Source organism: Pantoea sp. LS15, assembly GCF_012241585.1.
GTDB lineage: Bacteria > Pseudomonadota > Gammaproteobacteria > Enterobacterales > Enterobacteriaceae > Enterobacter.
In genome coordinates this window covers 1-13,342 of sequence record NZ_JAAVXA010000019.1, presented here as the reverse complement: position 1 = coordinate 13,342, position 13,342 = coordinate 1, and the positions used below count along the sequence as shown (strand labels likewise).

The window sequence follows — 13,342 nt, the reverse complement described above, 5'->3', positions numbered from 1 at the left end:
TAGGTTTATGACGCTAACAAACCGGAATCGCCATTGCTCCATGTGCTAAACAATATCTTAGCCAGTCAGCTAAAAACTGGTTAATTTGATGCTTTTCGTCGCGTTGATGCAACTTTTTATTCGGGTAATCATACCGTGCCTTGAAGCGAAAGATCTGCTGACTTGAACACACTTCAGCGACCATTGCATCGTGATAGAGGCGCACCGTCATCGACGGCAGGCTCCAGTAACTAATACTGGGTGCCGTTTGCTCAATCTCCACCAGCGTAGTGTAGCGCGTTGATTCTGTTATCGTTAACCGATACTGCGCGTTGCTCACCTGATAGCTTACCGTTTCGCCGGGTGCGTCATTTTTCGGCAGCAGGCGGCGCAATTGTGCGAAATTGGTTTCGCACAGGCGCATCATTTCTGGGAAGTCAGGTGTATAACGCTTCATTTTTTCCACTCGTTTCGTAATGTCTGATAATGCAGTTGCAGCCATTGCAGGGCGATGACAGACGCTGCGTTGTCGATTTTCCCCTCTTCTACCCACTGATAAGCCTGTTCCCGGCTCACCACATGAACCCGAATATCTTCGTTTTCATCTGCCAGACCGTGGATCCCTTCCGCCGTCGTGGCGTCCACTTCGCCCACCATAATCGACAGGCGTTCGCTGGTGCCCCCCGGGCTTGCCAGATAACTCAGCACCGGTTTTGTACGTCCTACCACTAAACCTGCCTCTTCCAGCGCCTCGCGACGGGCAACGTCTTCGACCGATTCGCCCTCTTCGATCATCCCCGCTACCATCTCCAGTAACCACGGGCTCTCGCTGACGTCGTAAGCCGCAATTCGGATCTGTTCCACCAGCACAACTTCGTCGCGCACTGGGTCAAAGGGTAGCAAGACTGCCGCATGCCCGCGCTCAAAAATTTCGCGTCTGATTTCGCCGCTCATTTCACCGTTAAACAGGCGATGCCTGAAACGGTAAAGTTCCATCGAAAAAAAACCGCTATAAAGCATTTCTCGTGCAATAATTTCTACATCGTTTTTGGCGAATGTCACGGGCAACTTTTCTGGTTTCTGCATGAGTCGAGTCCTGGTAGCAATGGTGATGAAATTGTGAATTTCAAGGCTGTTTGGCTGCCGTTTGTAAGGCTATATGCTAGATTGGTGCAAATTACCGCCAGATGGCACGTAACGCCAACCTTTTGGTATGGAAGATTCTGTTAGAATCGGCAATTATTTTTTAATTAGATCAGCGCTAATACTGCTTCACAACAAGGAATGCAAATGAAGAAATTGCTCCCCATCCTTATCGGCCTGAGCCTGACGGGCTTCAGTGCAATGAGCCAGGCGGAAAACCTGTTACAGGTCTACCAGCAGGCACGTCTGGGCAACCCTGATTTACGTAAATCAGCGGCCGATCGTGATGCTGCGTTTGAAAAGATTAACGAAGCGCGTAGCCCATTGCTGCCACAGTTAGGTTTAGGTGCAGATTATACCTACAGCAACGGTTTCCGCGACGCTAACGGCGTCAACTCCAATGCTACCAGCGCCTCACTGCAATTGACACAAACGCTGTTTGATATGTCCAAATGGCGTGCCCTGACCCTGCAGGAAAAGAGCGCAGGCATCCAGGATGTGACCTATCAGACTGACCAGCAAACGCTGATCCTGAACACCGCAACAGCTTACTTTAACGTGCTGAGCGCGATTGACTCGCTCTCCTACACCGAAGCGCAGAAACAGGCCATTTACCGCCAGTTAGATCAAACCACACAGCGTTTCAACGTGGGTCTGGTTGCGATCACTGACGTGCAGAACGCCCGTTCACAGTACGACAGCGTACTGGCCAACGAAGTGACCGCGCGTAACAATCTCGACAATGCGCTGGAATCCCTGCGTCAGGTCACCGGGAATTACTACCCTGAGCTGGCGTCTCTGAACGTGGACAGCTTCAAAACGGATAAACCGCAGGCGGTCAACGCCCTGTTGAAAGAAGCGGAAAACCGCAACCTGAGTTTGCTGCAGGCGCGTCTGAGCCAGGATCTGGCCCGCGAACAGATTCGTCAGGCACAGGATGGCCACCTGCCAACCCTGAGCCTCAGCGCATCTACCGGTGTTTCTGATACGAGCTACAGCGGCTCTAAAACCAATACGTCCCAGTATGACGACAGCAATATGGGTCAGAACAAAGTGGGTCTGAGCTTCTCCCTGCCACTGTACCAGGGCGGTCAGGTCAACTCTCAGGTGAAACAGGCGCAGTACAACTTTGTTGGCGCGAGCGAGCAGTTGGAAAGTGCTCACCGCAACGTGGTGCAGACCGTTCGTTCTTCTTTCAACAACGTGAATGCCTCTATCAGCAGCATCAACGCGTATAAACAAGCCGTGGTGTCTGCACAGAGCTCCCTGGATGCGATGGAAGCAGGTTACTCGGTCGGTACACGTACTATCGTTGATGTGCTGGATGCAACCACCACGCTGTACAACGCGAAACAGCAGCTTTCAAGCGCGCGTTACCAGTACCTGATTAACCAGCTGAACATCAAACAGGCTCTGGGTACACTGAACGAGCAGGACCTGCAGATGCTGAACAGCGCACTGGGCAAACCGGTCTCAACGTCGCCGGACAGCGTTGCGCCGGAGAACCCGGAGCAGGTTGCCGCCGTAGATAACTTCAACGCTAACAGCAACGCCCCTGCTGCACAGCCTGCTGCTGCGCGTTCTACCACGCCAGCAAGCAACGGCAGCAATCCGTTCCGTAACTAAGATTGTCATCTGGCCCTCTCCCGCAGGGAGAGGGCGCATCTGAATCACACCCGAACGTAAGCCAACGTAAAGATCCCCCTGATTCCGCCCCTCTTCGCTTCATTTTCAACCACTCATCCTCTATCCTGAGCGTTATTACCACTGGGTCCTGGAAGACAAAGATGAAACGGACAAAAACGATTAATCACGCATCGTTCCGCAAGAGCTGGAACGCGCGTCACCTCACCCCTGTTGCGCTGGCAGTTACGGCTGTCTTTATGCTGGCAGGTTGTGAGAAAAACGACGAAACGGTTTCGCTGTATCAAAACGCCGACGACTGCTCTGCCGCAACCGGTAAAGCCGCCGAATGTAAAACGGCATACACCAACGCGCTGAAAGAAGCAGAACGTACCGCACCGAAATATGCTTCACGTGAAGATTGTGTAGCAGAGTTCGGTGAAGGTCAGTGCCAGCAGACGCCTGCTCAGGCAGGCACGGCCCCGGAAAATCAGGCACAGGCGCAGTCCAGCGGCAGTTTCTGGATGCCTCTGATGGCAGGTTATATGATGGGCCGTCTGATGGGTGGCGGAGCGGGTTACCAGCAGCAACCGCTGTTTAGCTCGAAAAACCCGGCTAGCCCGGCTTATGGTCAATACACCGACGCCAGCGGCAAAGGCTACGGCGCAGCAACCCCAGGCCGCACCGTGACCGTCCCGAAAACGGCGATGGCACCGAAGCCTGCGACCACCAGCACCATCACCCGTGGCGGGTTTGGTGAATCCGTAGCGAAGCAGACCAGTATGCAGCGTAGCGCGACAGGCACCTCTACTCGTTCAATGGGCGGCTGATCATGGAACGAGTCAGTATCACCGAGCGCCCGGACTGGCGCGAAAAAGCTACCGAATACGGTTTTAACTTCCATACCATGTACGGCGAGCCGTACTGGTGTGAAGACGCCTATTACAAACTCACGCTCGCTCAGGTTGAGAAACTGGAAGAGGTGACGGCCGAGCTGCACCAGATGTGCCTCAAGGTGGTGGATAAAGTCATCGACAGCGACGAGCTGATGGCAAAATTCCGCATTCCGAAGCACACCTGGAGCTTTGTCCGTCAGTCGTGGAAAACGAATCAGCCTTCGCTTTACTCTCGCCTGGATCTGGCGTGGGACGGCAAAGGCGAGCCTAAGCTGCTGGAAAACAACGCCGATACGCCAACCTCTCTGTATGAAGCGGCGTTCTTCCAGTGGATCTGGCTGGAAGACCAGGCCAATGCCGGAAATCTGCCGGAAGGCAGCGATCAGTTCAACAGCCTGCAGGAGAAGCTGATAGAGCGTTTTGCCGAGCTGCGCGAGCAGTTTGGCTTCAACCTGCTGCACCTCGCCTGTTGCCGCGACACGGAAGAAGATCGCGGGACGGTTCAGTATCTGCAGGACTGCGCCGCCGAAGCAGAAGTGGCAACCGAATTCCTCTATATCGAAGATATCGGCCTGGGTGAAAAAGGTCAGTTCACGGACATGCAGGATCAGGTGATCAGCAACCTGTTCAAGCTTTACCCGTGGGAATATATGCTGCGCGAAATGTTCTCCACCAAGCTGGAAGATGCAGGCGTATGCTGGCTGGAACCGGCATGGAAGAGCATTATCTCCAACAAAGCCCTGCTGCCTTTGCTGTGGGAAATGTTCCCGAACCATCCTAACCTGCTGCCTGCGTATTTTGCGGAAGATGATTATCCGCAAATGGAGAAATACGTCGTTAAGCCGATCTTCTCCCGTGAAGGGGCGAACGTGTCGATTATCGAAAACGGCAAAACGCTGGAAGCGGTTGAAGGGCCTTACGGCGAAGAAGGGATGATCGTCCAGGAATTTTATCAACTGCCGAAATTTGGCGACAGCTACACGCTGATTGGCAGCTGGCTCATCAACGATCAACCAGCCGGGATTGGCATCCGCGAAGATCGCGCGCTGATCACGCAGGATCTGTCACGATTCTATCCACATATTTTTGTGGAGTAAGATCTGCCGGGTGGCGGCTTCGCCTGACCCGGCCTACGGTTTTGTAGGCCCGGTAAGCAGCGCCACCGGGCATGTTTTCACCCTACCAGCACCGACAGCATACTCAGACTACCCATCTCAATGCCGTCAACCGGGATCGTAACCGGCTCCTGACCATCCCACGCACCAAGAACGTACAATAGCGGCAGGAAGTGTTCTGGCGTCGGGTTAGAGAGCGAACCGCCTTCGTGATCCAGATAATTCACTAACGGATGCTCCTCAACCGGGCCTTGCCAGGTCAGATTCGCTTTAACGTAATCATTAAAAGATGTCGCCCACGGATAGGGGGTGTTCTCGCCGTGCCAGCGTGCCGTACGCAGGTTATGCACCACGTTGCCGCTTGCCACCAGCATAATGCCTTCATCACGCAGTGTCGCCAGCTTACGACCCATCTCCAGATGCCAGGCGGCCGGTTTGGTACTGTCGATGCTCAACTGCACCATCGGGATATCCGCATCCGGATACATTTTGATCAGCACACCCCAGGAGCCATGGTCAAAGCCCCAGGCTTCTTTATCCAGCGCTACCGGGACAGGAGCAAGCAGCTCCACCAGATGCTGTGCCAGTTCAGGTGAGCCAGGGGCCGGATAATGCGTGTCGTACAGCGCCTGCGGGAAACCGCCAAAATCATGAATGGTTTTTGGCGCTTCCATGGCGGTCACGCCTGTCCCACGAGTAAACCAGTGCGCAGATACCACCACAATCGCTTTCGGACGCGGCAACGTTTCACCCAGATGACGCCATGAGCGGGTATAGACGTTGTCTTCCAGAACATTCATTGGGCTACCGTGGCCTAAAAACAGGGCTGGCATACGGGAAGAAGTCATGGTGATATCCTTACAGAAGGTGTCAATTTAATGGTGCTACATTACGCGCAATCTGGCAAAGATGAACGCTGATAAGCGTGAAGATCATCTTCAGGAAATTTGAATGTAAGGAATGTGTAAAGCAGAGCTCCACTGCTCGCTTTGCTGACAATGAATCATTTACATTAATGAGAATCATTATCACAAGGAGTAATACATGTCAGTACCATTGATCCTGACGATACTTGCGGGCGCTGCGACCTTCATCGGAGCGATCCTCGGTGTTCTTGGCCAGAAACCGTCTAACCGCGTGCTGGCGTTCTCACTGGGTTTTGCTGCCGGGATCATGCTACTCATCTCCCTGATGGAGATGCTGCCCGCCGCGTTGGGAACAGAGGGTATGTCTCCGTTGCTGGGGTATGGCATGTTTGTCTTTGGCCTGCTGGGGTACTTTGCACTCGACCGCATGCTGCCTCATGCCCATCCGCAGGATTTGATGCAAAAAAGCGTTACCCCCATGCCACGTAATATTAAGCGCACCGCGATCCTGCTGACGCTGGGTATCAGTCTGCACAATTTCCCGGAAGGCGTCGCTACCTACGTGACGGCCAGCAGCAATCTGGAGATGGGTTTTGGCATCGCGCTGGCAGTAGCCTTACACAATATTCCTGAAGGACTGGCAGTTGCCGGACCGGTATATGCGGCCACAGGGTCGAAACGTACCGCCATTCTTTGGGCAGACGTTTCGGGGCTGGCAGAAATTCTGGGAGGCGTTCTGGCATGGCTGATACTCGGCAGCCTGGTTTCACCGGTGGTGATGGCCGCCATAATGGCCGCAGTCGCCGGGATTATGGTTGCGCTTTCGGTCGATGAACTGATGCCGCTCGCCAAAGAGATCGACCCTAACAACAACCCAAGCTATGGCGTACTGTGCGGAATGTCGGTGATGGGGCTGAGCCTGGTATTATTGCAGTCAGCAGGTATCGGGTAACATTAACCCTGCCTCTGTTTATTACGGAGGCAGGGTTGCGAAACGCAAAATACACGTAAAAATTAATAATCCATCCTGTTTATTTACAATGGATGCTATGGTTTTATAGAAATAGACTTTTAAACTGAGTAAGCATATTATCCGGGCCACTGTTTAAATTATGAGAGTAAGCCGATAGTTACAATCAACAGGCATTATATATTAATATAATCTTAAAATAGCTTTAAGCTACGGTAATCGCATCCCCCCTCCCTCCTCCCGTATACTCGATATGCGTCCTGAAATTAATATTCAGAGTATGAATTCGTTTGAAAAAGGATATTTTCATGTATATGGGTAAAAAAATTCTGTTAGCCGTTGCTATGGCTGCTATCGTCTCGGGTTCTGCCGTTGCTGAGGACCAGGGGTCGGGCAAGATCAAATTCAAAGGCGTTGTAATTGATGCCCCTTGCAGTATTGCGCCAGACAGCGTTGATAAAGAAGTTGATCTTGGTGAAGTGACCACTGCCGTCATCAATGCCAACAAAAAGTCTACCGCTGTTCCGGTTGATATCAATCTGGAAAATTGCCAGCTCGACGACCCGGCGGACGAAACTGACACGCCGATCACCAAAGTCGATGTAACCTTTACCAGCGCAGCAACAGACGCGACGGACACCAGCCTGATGAGTAACACTTATGCAAGTGGTGCGCAGAACGTTGGCGTTCGTTTGCTGGATAATGCCGAAGCCAACATTACGCTGGGAGCAGCAAATGAGATCGCTTTGCTGGCAGGTTCCACTACTCAAACACTGCATTTCAAAGCATTAATGGAAGTGGCTTCAGGTAAAACTGCCACTGCGGGTCAGGTCGAAGCAACCGCCAACTATGTTCTGATGTACAAATAATAATATCACGCCACAGGATAAACCGGCTGCAATTTAATGCAGCCGGTATTCTATATCTTTTTGAGTAACAGGACGATGACATATAAATTACAATGGATAATCATTATCACGTCCCTGTTAATGACGAAAATTACCTCCGCAACTGAATTTAACATTAATGCAATTGATAAAGAACAACGTGGTAGTGTTGACTTATCTCTCTTCAAAGATCAAATCGCCGTAATCCCAGGTAACTATTTTGTCACGATTTCCATTAATAATATTCCTCAGGCAAATGGCTGGCAGCTTCGCTGGCGAGAGATTAATAACCAGGTACAGGTCTGTATTCCATCCGAGCTGGCCGATACCTTTGCTCTGCAGGACAACATTCGCAACGCCCTGCCAGAAAAAGAGGGGTGCATTGATTTTTCATCCAGACCCGATATTAAGTTTACCTTTGACCAGGCTAGTCAGACGCTCAACGTGACCATTCCTCAGGCATGGTTACAATACCGTGCCGCAGACTGGATGCCGCCATCAACCTGGGACAATGGCGTACCAGGCGTATTGCTGGATTACAACCTGTTCGCCAGCCATTACCAGCCTGATAACGGCTCAGACACAGACAACGCCAACACCTACGGGACTGCGGGTGCCAATATGGGCGCGTGGCGGTTACGAAGCGATTATCAGTACACGCAAACACATACCGATGCCGGTTCTGAACATAATGGACGCTTTTCACGTGTTTATATGTTCCGCCCCCTTCCCTCACTCGGGGCCAAATTAACCCTGGGTGAAACAGATTTTCAGTCCGCCATTTTTGATGCTTTCACCTATACCGGTGCATCTCTGATTAGCGATGAGCGCATGCTGCCATGGTCGCTACGGGGTTACGCGCCACAAATTTCCGGGATAGCGCAAACCAACGCCACGGTTACCGTCAGCCTTGCTGATCGCGTGATTTACCAGAGCAAAGTCCCGCCTGGACCCTTTGTAATTCAGGATCTTAACCAGTCTGTTCAGGGTACGCTGGACGTAAAAGTGACGGAAGAAGATGGACGCGTCAGTACCTTCCAGGTATCTGCGGAATCAGTGCCTTTTTTAACGCGAAAAGGTCAGGTTCGCTACAAACTGGCGGCCGGGAGAGCGCGCAAAGACACCTCGCATGATGTTGAAGATAACGCGTTTATGAGCGGTGAATATTCCTGGGGCGTGTTGTCACAAACCTCCCTCTATGGCGGTACGCTCGCCGATGGCGATCATTACCGGTCTCTCGCCGCCGGGATCGGGCAAAATATGGAGTACTTTGGCGCCCTCTCTTTTGATATCACGCAGGCAACCAGTCAGTTACCGAATCTGAATAAGCAGACAGGTTACAGCTACCGCTTAAACTACAGTAAACGTTTCGATACTACAGGCAGCCAGCTAACGCTCGCCAGCTATCGCTACTCAGACCCACAGTTCCTGAGCTACGCCCGTTTTCTGGATTATGACAATAACAATCGGCAGTCAGAAAAACAGACGCTTAGCTTGACGGCAAGCCAGTACATTTCAGCGTTATCACTCAACCTCTATGTGAATATGTTACGTCAAACCTGGTGGAACAATTCACCTTCTACCACGGGCAGCGTTACCGCAGGCTACAACTTTGATCTGGGTCGCTGGAAAAACCTCGGCGTCACCCTGTCGTGGAGTAAAACGCATTATGAAGATGAAGACGACGATACGCAGTTCTATCTCTCACTGAGCGTACCACTCGATCCCGATCATCGTCTGAATTACGACCTGCACAACAGCGACAGCCTGAGCCAGAATGTATCCTGGTATGACACATCAGACCGCAATAATACCTGGGGTGTTTCCGTAGGCACCGAAAGCGAGAAGTCAGATGCTGGTGCGCAGGTAAGCGGCAACTATCAACATTATTCACCTTTTGGTGACCTGAATCTCTCCGGGAGCTATAAGGCTAACGAATACAATTCACTGAGCGCCAGCTGGAACGGCTCATTCACCTCAACGGCTAAAGGTGCTGCGTTGCACCGGCGCAGTTATGGCAACGAACCGCGAGTCATGGTCAGCACTGATGGCGTAGGCAACATCCCGCTGAATATGTCACGGGATGAAACCAACCGATTTGGTATTGGTGTTTTACCGTCGATTTCCAGCTATTCACCCGCCAGCGTGCAGGTCAATATGAACAACCTTCCCGATGGCGTGGACGTGGATACCCGCGTCGTCACCTCTACCTGGACTGAAGGCGCCATTGGATATCGTCAGATTGCCACTCGTTCAGGCAATGATATCGCAGGTATCTTACGCACCACCTCTGGTACGCCGCCGCTGGGCGCGGTTGTTCGCCTGCTGGAAAACGATCGGCAGATTGCAATGGTTGCCGATGACGGTCACGTCTGGCTCGGTGCCGTAGAGCCACAACAAGAATTCCGCGTAACGTGGGGAGACAATCAGCAGTGTCGCTTCACATTACCTTCACACCTCGAAAACAGTATGCAGTTGATACTGCCATGTCAGTAAAAAATCATGATGAATTTAACCCCGCTTAAAAGCCTGTGCCTGTTATTGCTTGGCACAGCATTTACCACCCATGCAGCCATTAATCTGGACCGCACACGCATTGTCTTCCCGGAAAGTGACAAAGCCAGCAGCCTGAAAGTGGACAATCAGAGCAAAGCTTTGCCTTACCTGGCGCTCTCCTGGATTGAAGATGAAAAGGGGCGCAAAGAAGACACGCATTTCATGGCGCTCCCTCCCATTCAACGCCTTGAAGCGGGTTCCGCGTCTCAGGTCAGGATCGTTAAGCAAGCGGCCACCAGCCAGCTGCCGAAAGACAGAGAATCCCTGTTCTATTTCAACCTGCGCGAAGTGCCGCCGAAAAGCAGCGGCGCCAGCGATGAACGTAGCGTCATGCAGATCGCGATGCAGAGCAGGATCAAACTGTTCTGGCGCCCAAAAGCGATTACCAAAAAGCCCGGCGAGCTGGCGGAAATGCGCATGGAGATCACAGCCAATGCGAAAGGGTTGATCGTGCATAATCCCACGCCGTATTACATCACCCTGGCGTGGCTCAGTAAGAATGCGAAAACCATGCTGCCGGGCTTTGACAGCCTGATGATCGCGCCTTTCTCGACGGCAAAAACGTCTACGGGTGACTACCACGGCAACTATTACAGCATCGGCTATATCGACGATTACGGCGCACTGAAGAAGGTCGACGTGCAGTGCGCAGGAACAGCTCAGTGCAAGCTCACCGAACGGAAGATAGAAAATGCGAAAGCTCGCTAATATACTGTTTATTATGCTGCTTTCGGTTCTGCCTTTAAAAGAAGCACTGGCGCTGAACTGCTATCTTGGTGGTTCCGGCGGTCCCGTAGAGGAGACAAAAACAATCTCACCTTTTTCCATCCCAAGTAACGCGCAGATCGGCCAAAAAATTTGGGAATCGGACGACATTAAAATCCCGGTGACCTGCGATCACAATGTTGCCAGTGGTTTTACACAAGAGGATATCTACGCATGGGTGAACCCTTACCCTGCCGCAGCCGATCCTTACTATGAACTTGGCGTCACTTATGAAGGGATGGATTATGATGCGACGGGCCAGCCTAACGGGGTCGATACCCGTCAGTGCCTGGATAACAACAGCATCACGATTTATACCCCGGATCAAATCCGACAGATGGGATGGGAAAATCTCATCTGCTCCGGTAATCCGGATAATATCCATACCACCCGGACATTCATCGCGCGTTTGCGCTTGTTCGTCAAAATTAAAGCGGCCCCCCCACATGGCTATGTGAGTTCGCTCAGCGACTACATCGTTGTGCAGTTCGATGGCAAAGGTGGGGTTAATCAGATGGCCGACGCGAAAAACCTCAAGTACCACATCAACGGCCTGCAAAATATTACCGTTCTGGATTGTGGGGCGACGTTTAGCATTTTTCCTGAAAACCAGGAGATCGACTTCGGCACCTTTAGTGCACGCGATATTGTGAATCAACAGACGCGTACACGTACCTTCTCGGTGAAGACGACGAAGGTGCAGGATGCCCAGTGTTCAGATGGGTTCAAAATGGACTCGTCGTTCTACACGGCTGAAACGCTTACCGCCGAAGATACGGCGTTGCTGATAGGTAATGGCTTGAAGCTGCGGATCCTTAACGGAACCCAGCCGTATACTTTCAACCAGTATAAAGAGTACGCCGATTTTACAGGCGGCACACTGCAGTATGAACAAATGTACACGGCAGAACTCTCACCAGTGGAGGGAAAAGCAATTCAGTCAGGCCCCTTCGAATCGGTTGTGCTGTTTAAAATTAACTACCACTAACAACAAAAAAGCCGGGTTTCCCCGGCTTTTTCACGTTAACTATTTCAGCTGGCTTTACGCTCGTGCGCCTGGCGATACTCCACCAGATCTTCAATCGTTACCACTGGCATATTGTGCAGACGAGCAAAGGTGATGCACTCCGGCGCGCGCGCCATGGTGCCGTCATCGTTGGTCAGCTCACACAAAACACCTGCAGGTTTGAAACCTGCCAGCGTCACCAGATCGATAGTCGCTTCAGTGTGGCCGCCACGAGTCAACACACCGCCCGCCTGCGCACGCAGTGGGAAAACATGCCCAGGACGGTGCAGATCGGATGGTTTAGCACCGTCGGCAATCGCTGCACGTACGGTGGTCAGACGGTCAGCCGCAGACACACCCGTGGTCACGCCATGCGCCGCTTCGATGGTGACGGTAAAACCGGTACCAAAGGCGCTGGTGTTGTTCTCAACCATCATTGGCAGTTCGAGCTGCTTACGACGGTCTTCGGTAATACACAGGCATACGATGCCGCTGCCGTGACGGATGGTTAGCGCCATCTGCTCAACGGTCATGTTTTCGGCGGCAAAAATCATGTCGCCTTCATTTTCACGGTTTTCATCGTCAAGCACCATCACACCGCGGCCTTCGCGCAGTGCATCCAGTGCATGTTCAACACGTTGAGTTGAAGTGCCAAAAGAGGAAAGTAGCGTCTGATTCATGGTAAAAAAACCTCATTAAAATTATGGTTACCAGAATCAGGGCAGTCTTAGGAGCGCCGTATAAGCGGCAAAAAAATAACGTGAGCGGGCCCATGCCCGACTGGATCGTTACTCTCTCCCATCCGGACTCTAACCGTCGGCCCCGGAATTACACCGGATCTGCTGACCTTTGAGTGTTCACTCAAAGCGCTCGCGGGCTTTCAGCGTGAAGCTGATTTACCGCCGGTGGGGAATTTCGCCCCGCCCTGAGAATAAGCGAGATAACTATAACGCTATTGATTACCCTGGGCAATGCATAAGCATCAAACAATTTTGTTTAACCCGCGGCATGACGCGCTACAATAGGCACTGACACCTTTTCATCAAGGGAAACGACAATGATTGATCCGAAAAAAATTGAGCAAATTGCGCGTCAGGTACACGAATCCATGCCGAAAGGCATTCGTGAATTTGGTGATGACGTAGAAAAGAAGATCCGCCAGACGCTGCAGGCGCAGTTGGTTCGCCTTGATTTAGTCAGCCGTGAAGAGTTCGACGTGCAGACCCAGGTTCTGCTGCGCACCCGCGAGAAACTGGCATTGCTGGAACAGCGTCTTACCGAGCTGGAAAACCGCAATACGCAGGAAGAAGTGAAGCCGGCACCGGCCATTCCACCGGTGAATGAGCAGGAGTAAGAGCGGCCTGATGCCCTCACCCCAACCCTCTCCCAATGTACAGTCCGGGGACATAGTGAACACTTGTTCGGGGACATGGTAGACACTTACAACTAAGGCATAAGAACCCGTTAATGGAGTCGCTTATGCCCTGGGATGCGAGAGATACCATGTCATTACGTACCGAGTTTGTTTTGTTCGCC

General features: G+C 52.0%; 13 protein-coding genes and 1 riboswitch. Of the genes, 9 read left to right on the top strand and 4 right to left on the bottom strand.

The annotated features are described in order from the left end of the window. Window positions 1-13: 13 nt before the first annotated feature. Window positions 14-436, bottom strand: coding sequence for a DUF1249 family protein (locus tag HED65_RS20590; protein ID WP_014833293.1), 423 nt, complete (start codon window positions 434-436; stop codon window positions 14-16). Continuing rightward, window positions 433-1,065, bottom strand: a complete 633-nt coding sequence (gene nudF / locus HED65_RS20585; protein ID WP_028017156.1) for an ADP-ribose diphosphatase — start codon at window positions 1,063-1,065, stop codon at window positions 433-435. Before nudF ends, HED65_RS20590 begins: the two co-directional genes overlap by 4 nt. 204 nt (window positions 1,066-1,269) lie before the next feature. Between nudF and tolC the strand changes: the two genes are divergently transcribed. From tolC to HED65_RS20570, 3 genes are all read left to right on the top strand, one after another. Further along, window positions 1,270-2,748 carry an outer membrane channel protein TolC gene (gene tolC, locus HED65_RS20580; protein WP_114979964.1) on the top strand — a complete coding sequence of 493 codons (1,479 nt, stop codon included), beginning with the start codon at window positions 1,270-1,272 and terminating at the stop codon, window positions 2,746-2,748. Window positions 2,749-2,909: 161 nt separating this feature from the next. Next, on the top strand, window positions 2,910-3,575 hold the full coding sequence (locus tag HED65_RS20575; RefSeq protein ID WP_114979963.1) for a DUF1190 family protein: 666 nt from the start codon (window positions 2,910-2,912) through the stop codon (window positions 3,573-3,575). A gap of 2 nt (window positions 3,576-3,577) precedes the next feature. Further along, entirely contained in the window at window positions 3,578-4,738 is a 1,161-nt protein-coding gene (locus tag HED65_RS20570; RefSeq protein WP_114979962.1) for a glutathionylspermidine synthase family protein, read from the top strand. Window positions 4,739-4,815: 77 nt separating this feature from the next. Here HED65_RS20570 and ygiD read toward each other — a convergent pair whose 3' ends face one another. Beyond that, window positions 4,816-5,604 (bottom strand): 4,5-DOPA-extradiol-dioxygenase, encoded by a 789-nt coding sequence (gene ygiD, locus HED65_RS20565; protein ID WP_114979961.1) that lies wholly within the window; start codon window positions 5,602-5,604, stop codon window positions 4,816-4,818. A gap of 196 nt (window positions 5,605-5,800) precedes the next feature. On the opposite strand from ygiD, the gene zupT reads away from it, so the two are divergent. The 5 genes from zupT (at window position 5,801) to HED65_RS20540 (ending at window position 11,788) form a co-directional block, all read left to right on the top strand. Next, entirely contained in the window at window positions 5,801-6,574 is a 774-nt protein-coding gene (zupT, locus tag HED65_RS20560; protein ID WP_114979960.1) for a zinc transporter ZupT, read from the top strand. 326 nt (window positions 6,575-6,900) lie between these two features. Further along, window positions 6,901-7,461 (top strand): fimbrial protein, encoded by a 561-nt coding sequence (locus tag HED65_RS20555; protein ID WP_114979959.1) that lies wholly within the window; start codon window positions 6,901-6,903, stop codon window positions 7,459-7,461. Between the two features lie 75 nt (window positions 7,462-7,536). After that, window positions 7,537-9,975: a fimbria/pilus outer membrane usher protein gene (locus HED65_RS20550; RefSeq protein ID WP_114980013.1), complete on the top strand. Its 2,439-nt coding sequence runs from the start codon at window positions 7,537-7,539 to the stop codon at window positions 9,973-9,975. A 9-nt stretch (window positions 9,976-9,984) separates the two neighbouring features. Further along, complete coding sequence (locus tag HED65_RS20545; protein ID WP_114980012.1) at window positions 9,985-10,743, top strand: fimbrial biogenesis chaperone; 759 nt, start codon at window positions 9,985-9,987, stop codon at window positions 10,741-10,743. Beyond that, window positions 10,727-11,788 (top strand): fimbrial protein, encoded by a 1,062-nt coding sequence (locus HED65_RS20540; RefSeq protein ID WP_114979958.1) that lies wholly within the window; start codon window positions 10,727-10,729, stop codon window positions 11,786-11,788. The genes HED65_RS20545 and HED65_RS20540 overlap by 17 nt, the downstream gene beginning before the upstream one ends. 44 nt (window positions 11,789-11,832) lie before the next feature. On the opposite strand, the gene ribB is transcribed toward HED65_RS20540, so the two are convergent. After that, window positions 11,833-12,486 carry a 3,4-dihydroxy-2-butanone-4-phosphate synthase gene (ribB, locus tag HED65_RS20535; RefSeq protein WP_010435670.1) on the bottom strand — a complete coding sequence of 218 codons (654 nt, stop codon included), beginning with the start codon at window positions 12,484-12,486 and terminating at the stop codon, window positions 11,833-11,835. Between the two features lie 106 nt (window positions 12,487-12,592). Beyond that, a riboswitch (FMN riboswitch) is annotated at window positions 12,593-12,743 on the bottom strand. A 120-nt stretch (window positions 12,744-12,863) separates the two neighbouring features. On the opposite strand from ribB, the gene ubiK reads away from it, so the two are divergent. Further along, window positions 12,864-13,160: a ubiquinone biosynthesis accessory factor UbiK gene (ubiK, locus tag HED65_RS20530; RefSeq protein WP_114979957.1), complete on the top strand. Its 297-nt coding sequence runs from the start codon at window positions 12,864-12,866 to the stop codon at window positions 13,158-13,160. The last annotated feature ends 182 nt before the right edge of the window (window positions 13,161-13,342 follow it).

Excerpts from the sequence above, each read along its gene's own strand:
- HED65_RS20590 (WP_014833293.1), bottom strand. The coding sequence starts at position 436 with ATGAAGCGTTATACACCTGACTTCCCAGAAATGATGCGCCTGTGCGAA.
- nudF (WP_028017156.1), bottom strand. The coding sequence starts at position 1,065 with ATGCAGAAACCAGAAAAGTTGCCCGTGACATTCGCCAAAAACGATGTA.
- tolC (WP_114979964.1), top strand. The coding sequence starts at position 1,270 with ATGAAGAAATTGCTCCCCATCCTTATCGGCCTGAGCCTGACGGGCTTC.
- HED65_RS20575 (WP_114979963.1), top strand. The coding sequence starts at position 2,910 with ATGAAACGGACAAAAACGATTAATCACGCATCGTTCCGCAAGAGCTGG.
- HED65_RS20570 (WP_114979962.1), top strand. The coding sequence starts at position 3,578 with ATGGAACGAGTCAGTATCACCGAGCGCCCGGACTGGCGCGAAAAAGCT.
- ygiD (WP_114979961.1), bottom strand. The coding sequence starts at position 5,604 with ATGACTTCTTCCCGTATGCCAGCCCTGTTTTTAGGCCACGGTAGCCCA.
- zupT (WP_114979960.1), top strand. The coding sequence starts at position 5,801 with ATGTCAGTACCATTGATCCTGACGATACTTGCGGGCGCTGCGACCTTC.
- HED65_RS20555 (WP_114979959.1), top strand. The coding sequence starts at position 6,901 with ATGTATATGGGTAAAAAAATTCTGTTAGCCGTTGCTATGGCTGCTATC.
- HED65_RS20550 (WP_114980013.1), top strand. The coding sequence starts at position 7,537 with ATGACATATAAATTACAATGGATAATCATTATCACGTCCCTGTTAATG.
- HED65_RS20545 (WP_114980012.1), top strand. The coding sequence starts at position 9,985 with ATGAATTTAACCCCGCTTAAAAGCCTGTGCCTGTTATTGCTTGGCACA.
- HED65_RS20540 (WP_114979958.1), top strand. The coding sequence starts at position 10,727 with ATGCGAAAGCTCGCTAATATACTGTTTATTATGCTGCTTTCGGTTCTG.
- ribB (WP_010435670.1), bottom strand. The coding sequence starts at position 12,486 with ATGAATCAGACGCTACTTTCCTCTTTTGGCACTTCAACTCAACGTGTT.
- ubiK (WP_114979957.1), top strand. The coding sequence starts at position 12,864 with ATGATTGATCCGAAAAAAATTGAGCAAATTGCGCGTCAGGTACACGAA.